Annotated in this window: 15 protein-coding genes; 12 read left to right on the top strand and 3 right to left on the bottom strand. The window is 71.4% G+C overall.

The window, feature by feature from the left end; translation table 11 throughout:
* Window positions 1-336 precede the first annotated feature (336 nt).
* From ACGFH9_RS22595 to ACGFH9_RS22565, 7 genes are all read left to right on the top strand, one after another.
* Complete coding sequence (locus ACGFH9_RS22595) at window positions 337-891, top strand: TetR family transcriptional regulator (protein ID WP_393222472.1); 555 nt, start codon at window positions 337-339, stop codon at window positions 889-891.
* Window positions 892-1,095: 204 nt separating this feature from the next.
* Complete coding sequence (locus ACGFH9_RS22590; protein ID WP_355236270.1) at window positions 1,096-1,374, top strand: phosphopantetheine-binding protein; 279 nt, start codon at window positions 1,096-1,098, stop codon at window positions 1,372-1,374.
* 21 nt (window positions 1,375-1,395) lie between these two features.
* Window positions 1,396-2,751 carry an NAD(P)/FAD-dependent oxidoreductase gene (locus ACGFH9_RS22585; protein WP_355236273.1) on the top strand — a complete coding sequence of 452 codons (1,356 nt, stop codon included), beginning with the start codon at window positions 1,396-1,398 and terminating at the stop codon, window positions 2,749-2,751.
* 46 nt (window positions 2,752-2,797) lie between these two features.
* Window positions 2,798-3,877 (top strand): 4-hydroxyphenylpyruvate dioxygenase, encoded by a 1,080-nt coding sequence (hppD, locus tag ACGFH9_RS22580; protein WP_393222469.1) that lies wholly within the window; start codon window positions 2,798-2,800, stop codon window positions 3,875-3,877.
* A 5-nt stretch (window positions 3,878-3,882) separates the two neighbouring features.
* Complete coding sequence (locus ACGFH9_RS22575; RefSeq protein ID WP_393222599.1) at window positions 3,883-5,046, top strand: alpha-hydroxy acid oxidase; 1,164 nt, start codon at window positions 3,883-3,885, stop codon at window positions 5,044-5,046.
* Window positions 5,034-6,365, top strand: a complete 1,332-nt coding sequence (locus ACGFH9_RS22570) for a PLP-dependent aminotransferase family protein (protein WP_393222467.1) — start codon at window positions 5,034-5,036, stop codon at window positions 6,363-6,365. Before ACGFH9_RS22575 ends, ACGFH9_RS22570 begins: the two co-directional genes overlap by 13 nt.
* Complete coding sequence (locus tag ACGFH9_RS22565; protein WP_393222464.1) at window positions 6,362-7,714, top strand: cation:proton antiporter; 1,353 nt, start codon at window positions 6,362-6,364, stop codon at window positions 7,712-7,714. The genes ACGFH9_RS22570 and ACGFH9_RS22565 overlap by 4 nt, the downstream gene beginning before the upstream one ends.
* Window positions 7,715-7,732: 18 nt before the next feature.
* Here the strand turns inward: ACGFH9_RS22565 and ACGFH9_RS22560 are convergent, their stop codons facing one another.
* Genes ACGFH9_RS22560 through larB form a run of 3 tightly spaced genes read right to left on the bottom strand, consistent with a single transcriptional unit; the run spans window position 7,733 to window position 11,008 of the window.
* Window positions 7,733-9,019 (bottom strand): glycosyltransferase, encoded by a 1,287-nt coding sequence (locus ACGFH9_RS22560; protein WP_393222462.1) that lies wholly within the window; start codon window positions 9,017-9,019, stop codon window positions 7,733-7,735.
* Window positions 9,020-9,027: 8 nt separating this feature from the next.
* The gene (gene larC, locus ACGFH9_RS22555; protein ID WP_393222459.1) at window positions 9,028-10,320 is read right to left on the bottom strand and encodes a nickel pincer cofactor biosynthesis protein LarC; all 1,293 of its coding nucleotides are present in this window, start codon (window positions 10,318-10,320) and stop codon (window positions 9,028-9,030) included.
* Window positions 10,313-11,008, bottom strand: coding sequence for a nickel pincer cofactor biosynthesis protein LarB (gene larB / locus ACGFH9_RS22550; protein WP_393222456.1), 696 nt, complete (start codon window positions 11,006-11,008; stop codon window positions 10,313-10,315). Before larB ends, larC begins: the two co-directional genes overlap by 8 nt.
* A gap of 28 nt (window positions 11,009-11,036) precedes the next feature.
* On the opposite strand from larB, the gene larE reads away from it, so the two are divergent.
* The 5 genes from larE (at window position 11,037) to ACGFH9_RS22525 (ending at window position 18,104) form a co-directional block, all read left to right on the top strand.
* Window positions 11,037-11,882, top strand: a complete 846-nt coding sequence (gene larE / locus ACGFH9_RS22545) for an ATP-dependent sacrificial sulfur transferase LarE (protein ID WP_393222453.1) — start codon at window positions 11,037-11,039, stop codon at window positions 11,880-11,882.
* Window positions 11,883-11,949: 67 nt separating this feature from the next.
* Window positions 11,950-14,274 carry an HAD-IB family hydrolase gene (locus tag ACGFH9_RS22540; protein ID WP_393222451.1) on the top strand — a complete coding sequence of 775 codons (2,325 nt, stop codon included), beginning with the start codon at window positions 11,950-11,952 and terminating at the stop codon, window positions 14,272-14,274.
* Window positions 14,271-15,536, top strand: a complete 1,266-nt coding sequence (locus ACGFH9_RS22535; RefSeq protein WP_393222448.1) for a zinc-binding dehydrogenase — start codon at window positions 14,271-14,273, stop codon at window positions 15,534-15,536. The genes ACGFH9_RS22540 and ACGFH9_RS22535 overlap by 4 nt, the downstream gene beginning before the upstream one ends.
* A gap of 50 nt (window positions 15,537-15,586) precedes the next feature.
* Entirely contained in the window at window positions 15,587-17,164 is a 1,578-nt protein-coding gene (locus ACGFH9_RS22530) for a lactate racemase domain-containing protein (protein WP_355236300.1), read from the top strand.
* A gap of 13 nt (window positions 17,165-17,177) precedes the next feature.
* On the top strand, window positions 17,178-18,104 hold the full coding sequence (locus ACGFH9_RS22525) for a lysophospholipid acyltransferase family protein (RefSeq protein ID WP_393222445.1): 927 nt from the start codon (window positions 17,178-17,180) through the stop codon (window positions 18,102-18,104).
* The last annotated feature ends 130 nt before the right edge of the window (window positions 18,105-18,234 follow it).

Genomic DNA, 18,234 nt, shown 5'->3' with positions numbered 1-18,234 from the left:
CGACCTCCCAGTCCGATATCCACCATGGACCGAGGCCCGCGACCACGCCCGGTGCGGCGCAAAAGAAGACAAGACTCCCGACAACCGCCCGTGTTCGTAGCACTGCGCCATGCTACGGCGAGTGCGGGGCACCGTGTCAAGGCATCGTTACGTACTGTTGTGGTTGCCTCGCCGCAGATCCTCCGTATTTCCGCACCTAGGATGGCGATACTATGTCCTTTGCCCCCATACGATGAATAGGGCATGCGATGAACTGGGAAAGGTGAACTTGTGGGCGCGGAGGTGTCCCCGAACGGTGCTCCACGACGACGGACGGGGCGACGTGTCGGGCCGACGGTGAGCCATCAGCTCATCCTCGAGATCGCTCGTGGCCAGTTTGCCGAGCGCGGCTACGAGGGCACCACGGTGCGTACCATCGCCCAGGAGGCGGGGGTGGACAGCGCGCTGGTGCACCACTTCTTCCTCACCAAGGAGGGCCTGTTCGAGGCGGCGGTGCGTGGCGCCCTGCAGCCGCCTGACCTGGTGGAGCGGGTGATGAAGGGCCCGCGCGGCCAGGTTGGCCGGCGCACGGTCGAGCTGTTCTTCAGCCACTGGGACGAGCCGGACACGGCGGCGCGGCTCGGCGGCATCCTGCGGTCGATGACGGCCAACGACATGGCGGCGGACGCCGTCCGCAACTTCCTCGGCGACCAGGTGATCCTGCCGCTGACCCAGGCGCTGGGTCACACCCAGCCGGAGCTGCGCGCCGCCATGGTCGGCTCGCATCTGATCGGTCTCGCCACCACCCGGTACGTCTTCCGCGTGCCGGCGATCGCCGAGCTCACCGCCGCCGCGCTGGCCGCGGGCACGGGCAAGGCGATCCAGACCTACCTCACCGGCGTCCTGGCCTGATCCGCCCGCGCTGAACTGGCACGACCATCGTCGTGCCAGTGGCTGGCGTCGATCCTTGCACAGCATCCCCCTTGACGAACCCGTCCGGGCTTCTAGAATTCACCGAGTAGGGATGTCATCAGAGGGGGAAGGGCCGCCGGATGTCGCGGCCTCCCGGGTGACAGCTCAACGGGGAGACCACGTCCGGCGACCTGGGAGGGGTTTGTGCCGACAGACCAACGCGACGAGATACTCGGCCAACTGATGGTGTACGTGCGCCACGAGCTGATCGGCGACCAGGACGAGGGGGTCACCGGAGTCGACCTGCGCCCCGACTCGCCTCTGCTGGAGTGGGGCGTCCTGAACTCGCTGAACACGGCTCGGCTCATCGCGTTCGTCCGGGCGGAGCTCGACGTCGACGTGCCGCCCTCGCACATCACGGGACGACACTTCCGCAGTCTCGACACCATCACCGACCTGATCCTGTCGTTGCCCCGCGCCTGACAGGCCTGCCGAGGAGGCGCCATGAACACCAAACCAGCAGAGTGGGACATCGGCATCATCGGAGGCGGGCCCGCCGGGTCGACCGCCGCCGCCTACCTGGCCAAGGCGGGGCTGTCCGTCGTGGTCTTCGAGAGCGCGCACTTCCCCCGCGAACACGTGGGTGAGTCGTTGGTACCGGCGACCACGCCGGTGCTGTTGGAGACCGGGGCGATGGCCGCCGTCGAGGCAGCCGGCTTCCCCCGCAAGTTCGGCGCGGCGTGGACGTCGGCCGAGTCGCGGCCCGTGAGCCACATGGGCTTCTCCAATCTCACCCACGACTTCCGGCTCGCGGAGGTCATGTTCAACGAGCGGGACCAGGCCGGCGTCGACCGCGATTACACCTTCCACGTCGACCGGGGCAAGTTCGACCAGATCCTGCTGGAGAACGCGGCGAGTCTCGGCGCGGAGGTCCACCACGGCGTACGGGTCAACCGCGTCGACTTCGACGGCGAGCATCCCGTCATCCACACGCGCTCCGACGAGGGGCAGCGCGAGGTGTCGGTGCGGATGGTGGTCGACGCCAGCGGCCGGAGCACCACCCTGGGCAGCCAGCTCAAGGTGAAGGTGGCCGACTCGGTCTTCAACCAGTACGCGATCCACACCTGGTTCGACGGCTTCGATCGGCAGGCGTTGTCGGCGGAGCAGTCGAAGTCCGACTTCATCTTCATCCACTTCCTGCCGCTTACCGACACCTGGGTGTGGCAGATCCCCATCACCGAGACGATCACGTCGATCGGCGTCGTCACGCAGAAGAGCCGGTTCGCCGAGGCGGCCCGGGAGGATCTCGAAGCGTTCTTCTGGGAGTGCGTGGGCAGCCGGCCCGAGCTGGAGGCGGCCCTGCGCAGCTCGGAGCAGGTGCGGCCGTTCAAGGCCGAGGGCGACTACAGCTACGCGATGAAGCAGATCTGCGGGGACAACTTCGTCATGATCGGCGACGCGGCCCGCTTCGTCGATCCCATCTTCTCCACCGGCGTCAGCATCGCCCTCAACAGCGCCCGGTTGGCCTGCAACGACATCATCGCGGCGGCCGAGGCGGGCGACTTCAAGCGCGAGCGGTTCGCCACCTACGAGATGCTGCTGCGGCGCGGCGTACGCAACTGGTACGAGTTCATCTCGGTCTACTACCGGCTCAACATCCTGTTCACCGCGTTCGTCCAGGACCCGCGGTATCGACTCGACGTGCTGAAGATGTTGCAGGGCAACATGTACGACGAGGCCGAGCCCAAGGCGCTCGTCGAGATGCGGAACACCATCCGGGCCGTCGAGCAGGACCCCGAACATCTCTGGCATCCGTATCTCGGTGAGCTGTCGGCTCCGACGGCGGCTCCCATCTTCTGATTCACAAGGGGGGCCGTGCGGCCCCGGTAGGGGGACATCAGTGAGCGTGGGCAGCAGTGTGTTCAGTGACCTGGCCGTGCACCACGTCGAATTCCACGTGACCGACGCGGTCTGGGCGGCACGCGAGCTCGCCGCACAGTACGGCTTCGCCGTCGTCGGCTCGCGCAGCGTCGAGGACCACGTGTCGGTGGCGCTGCGGCAGGGTTCGACAGTTCTCGTGGTCACCGAAGGGCTCGTTGACGCGCACCCGGCCAGCCTGTACGTGCAACAGCACGGCGACGGCGTCGCCGACCTGGCGATGCGTACCCCGGACGCGAGGGCGGCGTTCGAGGTCGCGGTGTCCCGCGGCGCGCGGGCGGTGGCCGAACCGGCCGTGCGCGACGGGTTCGTCACGGCCACCGTCGGCGGCTTCGGCGACGTGACGCACACGTTCGTCCAACCACCCGAGGAGTCGGCCGGGCTGGTACTGCCCGGCCTGACTCCCGGTCTTCCGGGCGGTCACCTGCCGGAGGCGGGCCCGACGCCGGGACTGGGTGTGGTCGACCACCTCGCCGTCTGTCTCGAGGCGGGCACCCTCGACCCGACGGTGGATTTCTACCGCACGGTGCTGGATTTCGACGTGACCTTCGAGGAGCACATCCTGGTCGGCAGCCAGGCGATGTTCTCCAAGGTGGTGCAGAGCCCGTCCCGGCTGGTCACGCTCACGCTCATCGAGCCGGACGCCTCCGCGGCCGCCGGCCAGATCGACGACTTCCTCAAGGGGCACGGTGGCCCCGGCGTGCAGCACGTGGCGATGTGCTCCACCGACATCGTCTCGGCGATCTCGGCGCTGACCGATCGCGGCGTGGAATTCCTGCGGACGCCGGAGACGTACTACGACCTGCTCGGCCAGCGACTCGATCTCGCCAGGTACGACGTGGACCAGCTGCGGTCCCGCAACATCCTCGTCGACGAGGACCACGACGGGCAGCTGTTCCAGATCTTCGCCAGGTCCACCCATCCGCGCCGGACGTTCTTCTTCGAGGTCATCGAGCGGCTGGGTGCGCGCACCTTCGGCAGCGGAAACATCCGGGCGCTGTACGAGGCGGTCGAGGCGGAGCGGACCAAGACCCACGACGTCCTGTGACCACCATCGCGGATCGGGCAACCGACCTGGCCGCCCTGCTCTGCCTCGACGACGTGGCGGTGGCGGCGCGGCGGGTGCTGGCCGAGCCGGTCTGGGACTACGTGGCCGGGGGCAGCGGCACCGAGTCGACGTTGCGGGACAACCGGGACGCGTTCGACCGCGTGCACCTGGTGCCGCGGGTGCTGGCGGGCACGGACGCCTACGACCTCGGCACGGAGTTGCTGGGCACCCCGATGGGTCTGCCTGTCGGGGTGGCGCCGATGGCCTACCAGCGGCTCCTGCATCCGGACGGCGAGGTGGCGCTCGCCGAGGCGGCCCGGGACGAGGGCGCGGTGTTCGTGGCCAGCATGCTCAGCAGCGAGCCGATCGAGCGGATCGCCGCCACCCAGGCGGCGGTCTGGATGCAGCTCTACTGGTTGCGCGACCGCGGGTTGGTCGCCGACCTGGTGACCAGGGCCGAGGCCGCTGGTTGCCGGGCTCTCATGCTGACTGTCGACGTGCCGCGGATGGGCCGCCGCCTGCGGGACATGCGATCCGGCTTCACGCTGCCCGACGACGTGGTGGCCGCCAACCTGCCGCCGGCCGTCGGCGCGGCCGCGCACTCCGGCAGCGCGCACAGTTCGGCGCTGATGGTGCACACCGGTCTCGCGTTCGACCCGAAGCTGTCCTGGCGGGACCTGGACTGGCTGCGTCGACGGACGCGTCTGCCGATCGTCGTGAAGGGTGTCCTGCATCCGGACGACGCGGTGCGTGCGGCGGACCTGGGAGTCGACGGGGTCGTGGTGTCCAACCACGGTGGCCGTCAGCTCGACGGCGCGGTGCCCAGCATCGCGGCGCTGGAGCCGGTGGTGGCGGCCGTGGCCGACCGGTGCGCGGTCCTGGTGGACAGCGGCGTCCGTAGCGGTGTGGACGTGGCACGGGCGCTGGCCCTCGGCGCATCCGCCGTGCTGGTGGGCCGGCCCGCGCTCTGGGGGCTGGCCGTGGGTGGCCGGGCCGGCGCCCGCCGGGTGCTGTCGTTGCTGCGGACCGAGTTGGAGGATGCGATGGCGATGATGGGCTGCGCCGACCTGCGGGCGCTGGGCCACGGCACCACGGTGGCCGCCAGCGGTTCCGGGTCGACGGTGCGGGGCCGAGCGTCCGGTGACACCCTCGCGGGGTGGTCGCCGTGACGGGCGTGTCGGCGACGACCACCGTGGGGGCCCGCGCGCCGATCGCGCTGGCCGACCTGCACGGTTCGTTGGCCGATCCGGTGCTCGACTCGATGACCTTCCTCAACGAGATCGCCGGCCGGTTCCCGGACGCGGTGTCCTTCGCGGCGGGCCGGCCGTACGAGGAGTTCTTCGAGGTGGAGGCGGTGCATCGCTATCTGCGCCGCTACTGCGACCACCTGCGCGACGAGCACGGCATGGGTGAGCGTCAGGTCAACCGCGTCCTGCTGCAGTACGGGCGGACCAAGGGCATCGTGCACGACCTGGTGGCCACCAACCTGTCGGTCGACGAGGGGATGGACGTCGACCCGGAGGCCGTCGTGGTGACGGTGGGCGCGCAGGAGGGGATGTTCCTCGTCGTGCGGGCGTTGCGCACCGATCCGCGTGACGTGCTGCTGGCGGTCTCGCCCAACTACGTGGGAATTCGGGGGGCCGCGTCGCTCGTCGACATGACCACGTTGCCGGTGCGGGACGGTTCGTGGGGCATCGATCTGGCCGACCTCGCCCGGGTGGTGCGCTCCGCCCGGGCGGCGGGACAGCGCCCTCGCGCGCTGTACCTGGTGCCCGACTTCGCCAATCCGGCCGGGGCGAGCCTGGACACCGACACCCGGGTCGCGGTGCTCCGCGCGGCCGCCGAACACGACCTGCTGATCATCGAGGACAACCCGTACGGGCTGTTCCACGCGGGCGGCGAGCGCCCGGCCACGCTCAAGGCCATGGACGACGAGTGTCGTGTCGTCTATCTCGGCTCGTTCGCCAAGACCGGCATGCCCGGCGCCCGGGTGGGTTACGTGGTCGCCGACCAGCCGGTGGCCGGGCCCGGGGGAACGGGCCTGCTGGCGGACGAGCTATCTAAGATCAAGAGCATGGTGACCGTCAACACCTCACCGCTGGCGCAGGCGGTCATCGCCGGCAAGTTGCTGGAGCACGACTGCAGTCTCGTACGCGCCAACGAGCGCGAGGCCCAGGCGTACCGGCGCAATCTGCGGCACGTGCTGGACGGCCTGGCCGCGCGCTTCGGGCAGGGTGCCGGCGTCTCCTGGAACACCCCCGGTGGCGGCTTCTTCGTCGTCGTGACGGTGCCGTTCGTGGTGGACGACGCGCTCCTGGAGCGCTCCGCCCGCGACTTCGGTGTGTTGTGGACACCCATGCACCACTTCTACGCCGACGGGGGCGGACGTCATCAACTCCGCCTGTCGGTCAGCCTTCTGCAGCCACCGCAGATCGAGCAGGGGCTCGACCGACTGGCGGCCCTGATCTCGGAGGTGAGGCCGGTATGAACGCACCCATCATGCCGCTGGCTGGCGGACAGGTCGTGATCCTGCTCGTCCAGATCGCGTCCCTGCTCCTGCTCGGCCTCGGTCTGGGCCGGTTGGTGGCGCGGTTCGGGCTGCCCCCGATCGTCGGCGAGCTGATGGCCGGCGTGGTGCTCGGGCCGTCGCTGCTCGGCCACGCCGTTCCGGCGGTCCACGACTGGCTGTTTCCCGCCGACCCGGCGCAGATGCACCTGCTGGACGCGGTCGCCCAGATCGGCGTTCTGCTGCTGGTGGGGGTGGCCGGTATCGAGTTGGACACCCGGATCGTCCGCCGCCGCGGCACGTCGGCCGTTCGGATCAGCCTGGGCGGCCTGGCCATCCCGATCGGCTTCGGCATCCTGATCGGTTATCTGGCCCCGGCCGTCCTGATACCGGACACCACCGAGCGCCCGGTGTTCGCGCTGTTCCTCGCCGTCGCCATGTGCGTGACGGCGATTCCCGTGATCGCCAAGACGCTGGCGGACATGAAGCTCATCCACCGCGACGTCGGCCAGCTGATCATGACATCCGGCATGGTCGACGACGCCGTGGGCTGGTTCCTGTTGTCGGTCGTGTCGGCCATGGCGACCGTCGGTGTACGCGCCAACCAGGTCGCGCTGTCGCTGCTGCTGCTGGTGGCGTTCGTGGTCGCCGCGATCGTCGTCGGCCGGCCGCTGGTACGCGGCGCGTTGCGCCTCGCCGGCCGCTCCACGGAGACCGGACCGACAATCGTCACGGCCGTGATCATCGTCCTCGCCGGCGCGGCGATCACCCAGTCCCTGCACATGGAGGCGGTGTTCGGGGCGTTCGTCGCCGGCATCCTCGTCGGGCACGCGGTCCGGGAGCGGCGGGCGGTGCTGGCACCGCTGCGCACCATCGTGCTCACCGTGCTGGCACCGATCTTCCTGGCCTCCGCCGGACTGCGGATGGACCTCGGCGTGCTGCTCGACCGCGACGTGGCCATCGCCGCGATCGTCGTGCTGGCGGCGGCGATCCTCGGCAAGTTCACGGGCGCCTACCTCGGTGCGCGGTCCAGTCGGCTCGGCCACTGGGAGTCCCTGGCCGTCGGCGCCGGCATGAACGCGCGGGGCGTCGTCGAGATCGTCGTGGCCATGGTGGGACTGCGGCTCGGTGTCCTGGACATCGCGACCTTCACCATCATCGCGCTCGTCGCGATCGTCACGTCGATGATGGCGCCTCCGCTGCTGCGGCTGGCGATGTCCCGGGTGGCGCACAGCGCCGACGAACTCCTTCGCAAGGCCGACCACGAGGAGCAGTGGTCGACCGGCCCGGTCGTACGGCCGGCGGGGACGGGCGCTCCACCGGCCGCGTAGCGGGTCGACCCAGCGGGATCAACCCGGGACGCCGGCGGGGCCGATCGTGTCGGCCTCGTCGGCGTCGTGCAGTGCCAGGATGGCGTCGGCCGCGTTCGCCGGCCCGTCGGTGGCCTCGTACCAGCGCTGGACCTGCTGGGCCGCCTCGCGGTAGGACCGGTCGGCCAGCATCTCCGCGACGAGCGGGGCCAGCCTCGCGCCCACGTGCCTCGGGGCCAGCAGCCGCGCCGCGCCGATCCGTTCCAGCAGCGCGAGGTTCAGGTCCTGCTCCGGTTGGAGCGGGAATCCGAGTACCGGTGTGCCGCCGGCCATCGCTGTCTGCACGCTGCCCTGACCGCCGGCGGTGACCGCCAGGTCCACCTCCGGCATGATCAGGTGGCTCGGCAGCACGCCGCCGACCATGACCCGGTCGCCGGCCATGTCGTGCAGGTCGTGGTGGGTGCCGGCGACCAGCACGCGCACCGGCAGCGCGGCGATGGTCGTCACCACGCGCCGCACGAAGCCGACCTCGGCCGAGTTGACCGCCACGTAGACGACCGGGCCGGGCTCGGCGAGGAAACGGGCGACCCGCTCCGGCAGCGGCAGGTCCAGTCGAGCGTAGAGCGGCCCGACGCAGCGCAGCCGCGTGCTGGCGCGGTAACCGGAACGGCCGTTCGGCCGCCAGTCGGCCACGTCCGTCGCGGACACCCCCAGCACCTCCGGCACCTCCGGTATGAGCGCCAGGTCGCCGAGGACGAGCGCGGCGAGGCTGGGCACGCGCGGAACGCCCAGGTCGGCGGCCAGCCGGTTGAACCCGCCGCAGTAGAAGCCGACCCGGGGTGGCAGGGAGTTCGACATCCACCGCAGCGCCGACGCCGGCAGCAGGCCGAAGTGAGCCTGGCTGGGGGCCGGCAGCATCCCGCGTTCGAACAGCGGCGGCACCCAACTGCCGGCGTGCTCGGTGACCAGCGACGCGCCGGCCAGCCGGGTGGACAGCAGGGTGGTCAGGGTGAAGCCGGTGACCACCGTCCGGATGTCGTGTCGACGGAAGTATTCGGTCTCCGCGGTGACGTAGTCGCGCATCTCCCGGTCGGTGTACATGCTCTGACCGACGTACCCCATGCCGATCTCGTCGCGGATGAACCGCTCGCACCGCTGTGGCGTCATGCGCTCACCGACGATGTCGTACGGGACGCCGACGTCGCGGAGCACGTGCTCGTAGGTGCCGCCGTGCGTCGCGATGCGGGCGGTCACCCCGCGTTGGCGGAGCGCCCGGTAGATCTCCAGCATGCGGGAGGTGGCGGACAGGAAGCCGCAGTGCGGCATGAGGCAGATCATGCGGTCCCCGACTCCGGGAGCGCGCCGGCCTCCGGAGACGGGCCGGCGGTGCGGGCCACCGCGCGTACCTCGTCCAGGACCCGGGCGACCGGTACGTCCGCGCGCTGCGCGACCGCCAGGGCGTCGTCGTACTCCGGCTGGACACTGACCAGGTGGTCACCCAGGTAACCGCGCTTGACCCGTACGGCCGTGTCGCCGTACGGCAGGGCGATCTGGTCGCGGCGCAGCCGGCGACGCTGCACGGTGGACACCCGCACGCCGAGCGTGCCCGTGCGGGTGAACACCAGCCGGCAGACCAGGTCGAGCTGCGCCGGTGCGACCAGGACGCTGAGCAGTTGCCCCGGCCGCCCCTTGCGCATCAGCACCGGAGTGCACCAGGCGTCCGCCGCGCCCACGGCCCGCAACTGCTCCAGCAGGTCCGGCCAGACCCGCGGGTCCACGTCGTCGATTGTCGTGTCGATCCGGTGCAGCGGCTCGCCCTGCCAGGGCGTGCCGTCGGAATCCCGACTGGCGGACGTGCCCACCAGCACGCGCAGGATGTTCGGGTGGCCGGCCGGGTCCCTGGTGCCGGCGCCGACGCCGACCGCGTGGGGCACCAGCGCCTGCGGCGGCCCCCAACCGGTGGCGAGGGTGGCGAGCAGCGCGGCGCCCGACGGCGTGCACAGCTCCATCGTGGCCGGGTGGGCGGCGATGGGGGCACCCGCCGCGGTGAGGATCTCCAGGACGGCCGGCACGGGCACCGGCATCGGGCCGTGGTCGGTGCGGACCACACCGGAGCCCACGGCGACCGGACCGACGACCCGGGTTGGCGCGTCGAGCAGCCCCAGGTCGGCGAGCGCGAGGGCGCAACCGACCAGGTCGACCACCGCGTCGAGGGCGCCGACCTCGTGGAAGTGGATGTCCGCCAGGGGTACGCCGTGCACCCGCGCCTCGGCTCGGGCCAACGTGGTGAAGGCGGCGACGGCGAACGCGTGCACCGCCGGCGGGAGTGCGGCGCGGGTGATGATGGCGGTCACCGCGGCCAGGTCGCGGTGGGTGCCGCTGTCGGGCGCGGTGACGATCAGATGGGCGGCGCGCAGGCCGTGCCGGCGTACGCTCTCCAGCTTCAGTGCCACCGGCTCGACCGCGAGTCGCGCCACGCCCTGCTCCACGACGGACAGGCTCGCGCCCGCGTCCAGCAGCGCCGCGAGCAGCATGTCGCCGGCCGCGCCGTTGCTGGGGTCGACCCACAGGGCGGTCGCCGGTGCGGTCGTCGTGCTCTCCTCGGCCATCGTCCGCGGCTCAGCCATTCGCGTCTGCGCAGCTCGGCGTGCGGCGGGCGATCCTGGCGGCGGCGACGCCGGCGCCGAAGCCGTTGTCCACGTTGACGGTCAGCACGCCCGGCGCGCACGAGTTCAGCATGGCGAGCCACGCCGTGAGGCCGTCGAGGTGCCAGCCGTAACCGACGCTGGTGGGCACCGCGATGAGCGGGCTGCCGACGAGTCCACCGAGGACCGAGGGCAGCGCGGCCTCCATCCCGGCGATGGCCACCACCACGTCGGCGCGGGCGATGCGGTCCCGCTCGGCCAGCAGTCGGTGCAGGCCGGCCACACCCACGTCCACCACGAGGTCCGCTCGGGCGCCGAAGACGGCGACGGTGGCCGCGCACTCGCGGGCGACCGGCAGGTCGCTCGTGCCGCCGCAGGCGATGGCGACCGTGCCCACGGGTGTCCGGGCCGGGCCCACGACCGCGGTACGGCTCACCGGGTCCACCGCGTCGGCGCCGAACTCGTCGACACACCGGGCCATCGCGGCGTCGGCGAGCCGGGTGGCGAGGATCGGCGTGTCCGGGTGGGCGACGCGTAACGCGTGCATCGCTCCGGTCACCTGTTCAGGGGTTTTGCCCGCGCCGTACACCACCTCGGGGTCGCCGGTGCGCGACAGACGGTCCACGTCCATCCGTGCGAATCCTAGGTCGATGAATTCCGGTGCGGACACCTCACGCTCCTTCCAGTACTGTCGAGCCGTGAGACCTGATGAATGGGCCTGGGGGGCCGCGGATCAGCTCGTCGCGGAATTCACACGATACGGCAAGACGCTCGTCGCTTTCTCCGGTGGCGTGGACTCGAGCGTCGCCCTGGCGGCGGCGGTGCGGGCCCTGGTGCCGGCCGATGTCGCTGCGGTGACGGCGGTTTCGGCCGCGGTGCCCGCCGCGGAGGTGACCGCCGCCCGCGACTTCTGCGCCCGGCTCGGCGTGGCGCACCACGTGCTCGGCACGCGCGAGTTGGAGGTCGAGGGTTACCGCGAGAACGGCCCCCGCCGCTGCTACTTCTGCAAGAGCACGCTCATCGACACGGTGCGCGAGCTGGCCGACCGGCTCGGCTTCGCGACAGTGGTGACCGGCACCAACGCCTCGGACGTGGCGGCCGGCTTCCGCCCCGGGATCGCCGCGGCCGCCGAACGTGCGGCCCGCACGCCGCTGGCGGACCTCGGGTTGGACAAACCGGCGGTACGCGCGATAGCCGGGCTCTGGGAGCTCGACACGGCCGCCAAGCCGGCAGCAGCCTGCCTGGCCAGCCGCATCGCGTACGGCGTGCCCATCTCGCCGGCCCGACTGGCCCGGGTGGAGCTGGCCGAGCTGGCCGCGCACCGTGTGTTGGACCCGCACGGGGTGGTCGACCTGCGGGTCCGTGACCTGGGCGACGGCGTCCGTCTCGAGGTCGACGCGCCCGTCGTGGAGCGGGCCCGTTCCGACCAGCGGCTCGCGGCGGCGATCCGCGCGGCCGGGTTTCCCGACGTGCCGCTCACCGTGGAGGCGTTCCGCTCCGGATCGATGAACGAGCTGCTCGACGATCCGGATCGCTGGCGCTGACGGAGGGCGCGGTTTTTCTCCGAATCGGTGGGCTGACGCGCGGCCCGAATGACGCTATCCTCATCTGGTGAATTACAACCCGGGTGACCGACCCGCCACGCCGAACTGGTCTCTCGACGGTGCTCACGTCCTGCTCACCGGTGTCACCGGGTTCCTGGGGCAGGCATCGCTGGAGCGGCTGCTCGCCGACCATCCCAACACCCGGGTGACGGTCCTGGTGCGCGGGCGCGGCGCGACGTCGGGCGCCGACCGCGTCGCCGGGTTGGTGCGCAAGCCGGTGTTCCGCACACTGCGTCGCCGGATCGGCGGACCGGCGCTCGCGCAGTTGCTGGCCGAGCGGGTCAGCGTTGTCGAGGGTGACCTCACCGACTCGGTTCCGGCGCTGCCCGACGACCTGACCGCCGTCCTGCACTGTGCGTCCACCGTGTCCTTCGACCCGCCGATCGACGACGCGTTCCAGGTCAACGTCGGTGGCCTGGTCAACCTCTACGACGCGGTGGTCGCGCTGCCGCGACGTCCGCACGTGGTCCACGTCTCCACGGCGTACGTGGCCGGCGCCCGCAAGGGTGTGGTGCCCGAGGCCCCACTCGACCACGACGTCGACTGGCAGGCCGAGCTGACCGCCGCGCTGGCCGCCCGCGCCGAGGTGGAGCGCGCTTCCCGCCGCCCCGAGGCGCTGCGCGCGCTGTTGGCCGAGGCCCGCGCCGAGCACGGCAAGGCGGGCCCGCAGGCGACGGCGCGAGCCGCCGAGGAGGCGCGGCGTCGCAAGGTGACCGAGCGTCTGGTCGACTACGGCCGGCTGCGGGCGCACAGCGTCGGCTGGCCGGACGTCTACACGTTCACCAAGGCCCTGGGGGAGCGGGTCGCCGAGCAGTACGCTCGCGACGAGGGATTGCGCCTCTCCGTGGTGCGCCCGGCGATCGTGCAGAGCGCTCTGCGTCATCCGTTCCCCGGGTGGTTCGACTCCTTCAAGATGGTGGATCCGATCATCCTGTCGTACGGGCGCGGCACACTTCCGGACTTCCCGGGCCTGCCCGACGCGGTGGTGGACATCGTCCCCATCGACCTCGTCACCAACGCCCTGCTGGCGGTCGCGGCCGTCGAGCCGGAGCCCGCCGCGCCGGTCTACTACCACGTCGGCACCGGCGCACGGAACCCGCTCACCCAGCGCCAGCTCGACGAGAACATCCGCAACTACTTCCGTCGTCACCCGCTGCCCGAGGCCGGTCGTGGCCACATCGCCGTGCCGACGTGGCGCTTTCCCGGCGCGAGCCAGATCGAGCGCAGGCTGCGTGCCGGCGAGCGCGCCGTCTCGTTCGCCGAACGGACGTTGCTGCGGCTTCCGGCGTCACCGCGCACCCGCGACTGGATGACGAAGGTGCACAAGGAGACCAAGCGGATCGAGTCGCTGCGCCGGCTGTCCGACCTGTACGGCGTCTACACCGAGGTCGAGGCCATCTACACCGATGGCAACGTGCTGGCGCTGCACCGCCAGTTGCCCGACGAGGTGGTCAGCCGGGGCAGCTTCGACGTCGCCGAGGTGGACTGGCCGCACTACCTCCAGGAGGTGCACTGCCCGGCCATCACCGCGCTGCTGCGGCAGTCGGTGACGCGGCGTTCCCGCTCCACCCGGCGCGGGCCGCTGCCCGAGGGCCGCGACACCGTGGCGGTCTTCGACCTGGAGGGCACGGTGGTGGCGTCCAACCTCATCGAGACCTTCCTGTGGGCCCGCCTCTCCGACCGGCCGAAGGGCGGCTGGGCCCGGGAGTTCGCCGCGCTCGCCGGCGCCGCGCCGCGCTACCTGCGCGCCGAGCAGCGCAGTCGCGGCGAGTTCATCCGGACCTTCATGCGGCGGTACGCCGGTGCCTCCGAGGAGGCCCTGCGCGAGCTGATCCGGGAGCGGATGGGTGACGCGTTGCTGCGCCGGGCGTTGCCGGAGGCGATCCGGCAGATTCGCGCGCACCGGGCGGCCGGTCACCGCACCATCCTGATCACCGGTACCGCGGACATCCTCATCGAATCGCTGCGGCCGCTCTTCGACGACGTGGTCGCGAGCCGCCTACACGTACGCGACGGCGTCCTGACCGGCTTCCTGGCCTCGCCGCCCCTGGTGGGCGAGGCCCGGCTGGCCTGGCTCCGCCACCACGCCGACGACATCGGCGCGGACCTGGGCAACTCCTACGCGTACGGCGACAGCTTCTCCGACCGATCACTTCTTGAGGGGGTGGGCAACCCGGTGGCAGTCAACCCCGATCCCAAGCTGTACCGCCATGCCAAGCGTCAGAACTGGCGCATCGAGGAGTGGGGCGGTCACACGGTGGGGGCCGTCGAGACCATGGTCGAGCTGACCACCTCGGCTGCCGGCCCCGGCGCGCGGGGAGCGGCCCGATGATGCCGGCCCTGGAGTACCGCCAGTCGACTCCTCGCTTCCTCGCCGCCCGTGGCGCCAGCTCCACGAAGCTCGGCGGTCGGATGTCCGGCGTGCTGGCCAGCAACGTGGCGCCGCTCCGCCTGGTACACCGGGCCGAGCCCAGCCTGCCCTCCGGTGGTGATTGGGTCCGCCTGCGACCGCTGCTGTCGGGCATCTGCGGCTCGGACGTCAGCCTGCTGACGGGCCGCTCCTCGCCGTACTTCGGCGCCGTCGTGTCGATGCCGTTCGTGCCCGGGCACGAGGTGGTCGCGGAGACCCTGGACGACCTGCCCGGCCTGCCCAAGGGCAGTCGTGTGGTGGTCGACCCGGTGCTGTCCTGCGCGGTGCGCGGTGGAGAGCCCTGTCGCTGGTGCGTCGCCGGGCAGCACAGCCGGTGCGACCGGGTCACCGCCGGCCGCGTCTCCGCCGGCCTGCAGACCGGCTACTGCACCGACACCGGCGGTGGCTGGGGTCGGCAGATGGTCGCCCACGCCGCCCAGCTGCACGCCGTACCGGACACGTTGGACGACCGCCGCGCGGTGCTCGTCGAGCCGCTGTCCTGCGCGGTGCACTCGGTGCGCCGGGCGCAGGTGCCGGAGGGGTCGGCGGTGCTGATCCTCGGCGCCGGCACGGTCGGCCTGCTGACCCTGCTGGCGCTGCGCGCCCTGACCAAGGCGGGCCCGATCTACGTGGTCGCCAAGCACGCGCACCAGCACGCTCGGGCGCGCGAGCTCGGTGCCACCGAGGTGTTCCAGCCGTCCCGCGCGGCTCGGGCGGTGCGCCGCGCCTGTGGCGGCACGCTGGAGCAGCCGATGATCGGCGGTGACTTCCTCCTCGGCGGGGCGGATGTCGCGTTCGAGTGCACCGGTGCCGGGGCCGGTCTGGACATGGCGCTGCGGCTGGTCCGGGCGGGTGGCACGGTGCTGCTCTCCGGGATGCCCTCCGGCGGCGTGGACCTGACGCCCGTGTGGTTCCGGGAGCTGAACCTCGTGGGGTCGTACGCCTCCAGCGGTCGCCCGGCCACCGGGACCACCACCGCTGAGGGCGCGGCCGACGAGCAGGGGGCCGGCGAGCCCGCAGGCGGCACGTTCGCCGAGGCGATGGCGCTGGCCGCCGAGGCGCCCCTGGACGGCTACGTCGACGCGGTCTACCCCCTGTCGCGCTGGCGGGAGGCGCTCGGTCATGCCGCCAAGGCTGGGCAGTTGGGCGCCGTCAAGGTCGCCTTCGACCCCAGCCGCAACTGATCCACCAGCCGGACACACCCGCACGAGCCGGAACGACGAGAGGACAATTCATGAGCAGACCTGGCTTCGTGCTCGAGGTCGACGAGCGTACGCCGCCGCTGCTCGTACACCAGGGGGAGGGCTTCCTCCTCGAGCGGTTCCCGCTCGGCACGCGGGTGGTGTACCCGCCGGACTCGCTTCCGCCCATCGCCAACGTCGACGCCGCCATCCAGCGTGCGCTGCTGCATCCGGTGGATTCCCCGCCGCTGCCCGACCTGCTCCGCCCCGGGATGCGACTGACGATCGTCTTCGACGACCTGTCGCTCCCGTTGCCGCAGATGCGCCCGCCGGACATCCGGCAGCGGGTGATCGAGAACGTGCTGGAACTCGCCGCCGAGGCGGGCGTGGACGACGTCGAGCTGATCGCGGCGAACTCGCTGCACCGGCGGATGACGCCGGCCGAGCTGAAGCGGATCGTCGGTGAGCGGGTCTTCCGGGCGTTCTTCCCCAAGCACCTGCGCAACCATGACGCCGAGGACCCGGACGGTCTGGTCCACCTCGGCACCACCCCGCACGGCGAGGACGTGGAGATCAATCGGCGGGCGGCCGAGAGCGATCTCATCGTGTACGCCAACATCAACCTCACGGCGATGAGCGGTGGCAGCAAGTCGGTCACCGTTGGGCTCGGCTCCTACAAGAGTCTGCGCCACCACCACAACGTCCACACGCTGCGCCACTCGCGGTCCTTCAACGACCCGCCGAACTCGGCCATGCACCACTCGTACGACCGGATGGCCGAGGTGCTGGGCGAGGCGGTCAAGGTCTTCACGGTCGAGACCACGCTCAACCTCGACTCGTTCCCCAACCACGTCGGCTTCCTCAACCGCCGGGAGTGGGAGTGGGGGATCGGTGACCAGCTCTCCTACCTGGCTGCCAAACGGGCCAACGACCTGACGCCGCCCAAGCTGCGCCGGCGCGTCTGGCAGAACAACGACGCGCCGTACGGGGTGACCGGGGTCAACGCGGGCCGTCCGGACTCGGTCCACCCGCTCACCCTCGCCAACGTGCACCGTCAGCAGCTCACCGAGGTGCAGGGTCAGAGTGACATCGGCGTCTGGGGCCTGCCCTTCATCTGCCCGTACAACGTCAACTCGATCATGAATCCGATCCTGGTGATGTCGCTGGGCCTGGGCTACTTCTTCAACCTCTACCGCAACCAGCCCATCGTGCGGCGCGGTGGAGTCGGCATCTTCTACCACCCGATGCCGAAGGAGTTCCACCCGGTGCACCACCCCAGCTACATCGACTTCTTCGAGGAGGTCCTGCCGCAGACCACCGACCCGGCGGCGATCGAGGCGAAGTACGAGCAGCAGTACGCGCAGGACCCCTGGTACCGGCACCTGTACCGGACCAGCTACGCGTACCACGGCGTGCACCCGTTCTACATGTGGTATTGGGGTGCGCACGCGATGGAGCACCTGGGCGACGTGATCTTCGTTGGCGCCGACCGGAAGACGGCGGCGGTGATGGGCTTCCGGGCGGCCTCCTCGCTCGCCGACGCGCTGGAGATGGCACGCGACACCGTCGGGTCGAGCCCGAGCATCACCTACCTGCACGCCCCGCCGGTGACGTTGGCGGACGTCCGATGACCCGGGAGGCGATGTGCGCCTGATCGACGAGGTGAGGCTGCTGCGCGGGCGCCGCGACTGGCGTGGCCGGGCCACCACCCCGCGCTCCGCCGAGCCGTACGAGGTCCGCCGCGAGCGTTCCGAGTTCCCCACCGCCTGGGCCCGCACCCGGGCGGCGGGGGCGGTCCGCTTCGGCCTGCAGCGGGGCGTGCTCAGGTCGATTGCCTGGACCCAGACCCACCCGGTCGTCCGCGGCACGGAATACCTGGACGGGTTGCAGGGCCCCGCCGTCTTCGTCTCCAACCACGCGAGTCACCTGGACACGCCGCTGATCCTCGGCTCGGTGCCGCGCCGCTTCGCGCGGCGGCTGGCCGTCGGCGCGGCGGCCGACTACTTCTTCGACGCGCGTTGGCGCGCCGTCGTGACGTCGCTGGTGTTCAACGCGTTCCCGATCGAGCGTCAGGGCGATCGGCGGCTGCGCAGCCTCGCCACCAAGCTGCTCGGCGACGGCTGGAGCCTGCTGCTCTTCCCGGAGAGCAGTCGGTCCACCGACGGTTGGATGAGCGGGATGCGGCTGGGCGCCGCGCACCTGTGCTGCACACACAACGTGCCGGCGGTGCCGGTCGCGCTGCGGGGCACGTTCGGTGCCATGCCGCGCGGCCGGAACTGGCCGGTGCCCGGCCGGCGCACGGTGGTGGTGCGCTACGGCCGGCCGCTGTGGCCCCGCGAGGGCGAGGGGGCACGGGCTTTCCACGAGCGCATGTCCGCCGCCATCGGTCGTCTCTGGGTGGAGGAGGAGGTCGGCTGGTACCAGTCGCTGCGTACCCCGCCAGCCGCCGCGGTCGCCTCCACCACCGGGCCGCAGGCCGCCGAGTGGCGGCGGTTGTGGGAGTCGACCCGCCCGCTGCCCGCGGCCGACGGCCGGCCCGCCCGCCGGATCTGGCCGGCCAGCCGCTCCTGACCGTCGGGCGTAGCGGGCGGCCGGCGGTGACCCTTAGACCGTGTGTCGTTTGGGGTTGTTGGAGTGCAAGGTCATTCGTTGAGCTGGTGTGAGCGACGTGGAGAAGTACTGCCCGGACGCGTTGTGGCAC

Source organism: Micromonospora sp. NPDC049102, assembly GCF_043197485.1.
Lineage (GTDB): Bacteria > Actinomycetota > Actinomycetes > Mycobacteriales > Micromonosporaceae > Micromonospora.
Note: the sequence above shows the minus strand (reverse complement) of the source record. Positions and strands in the feature narration are given on the sequence as shown.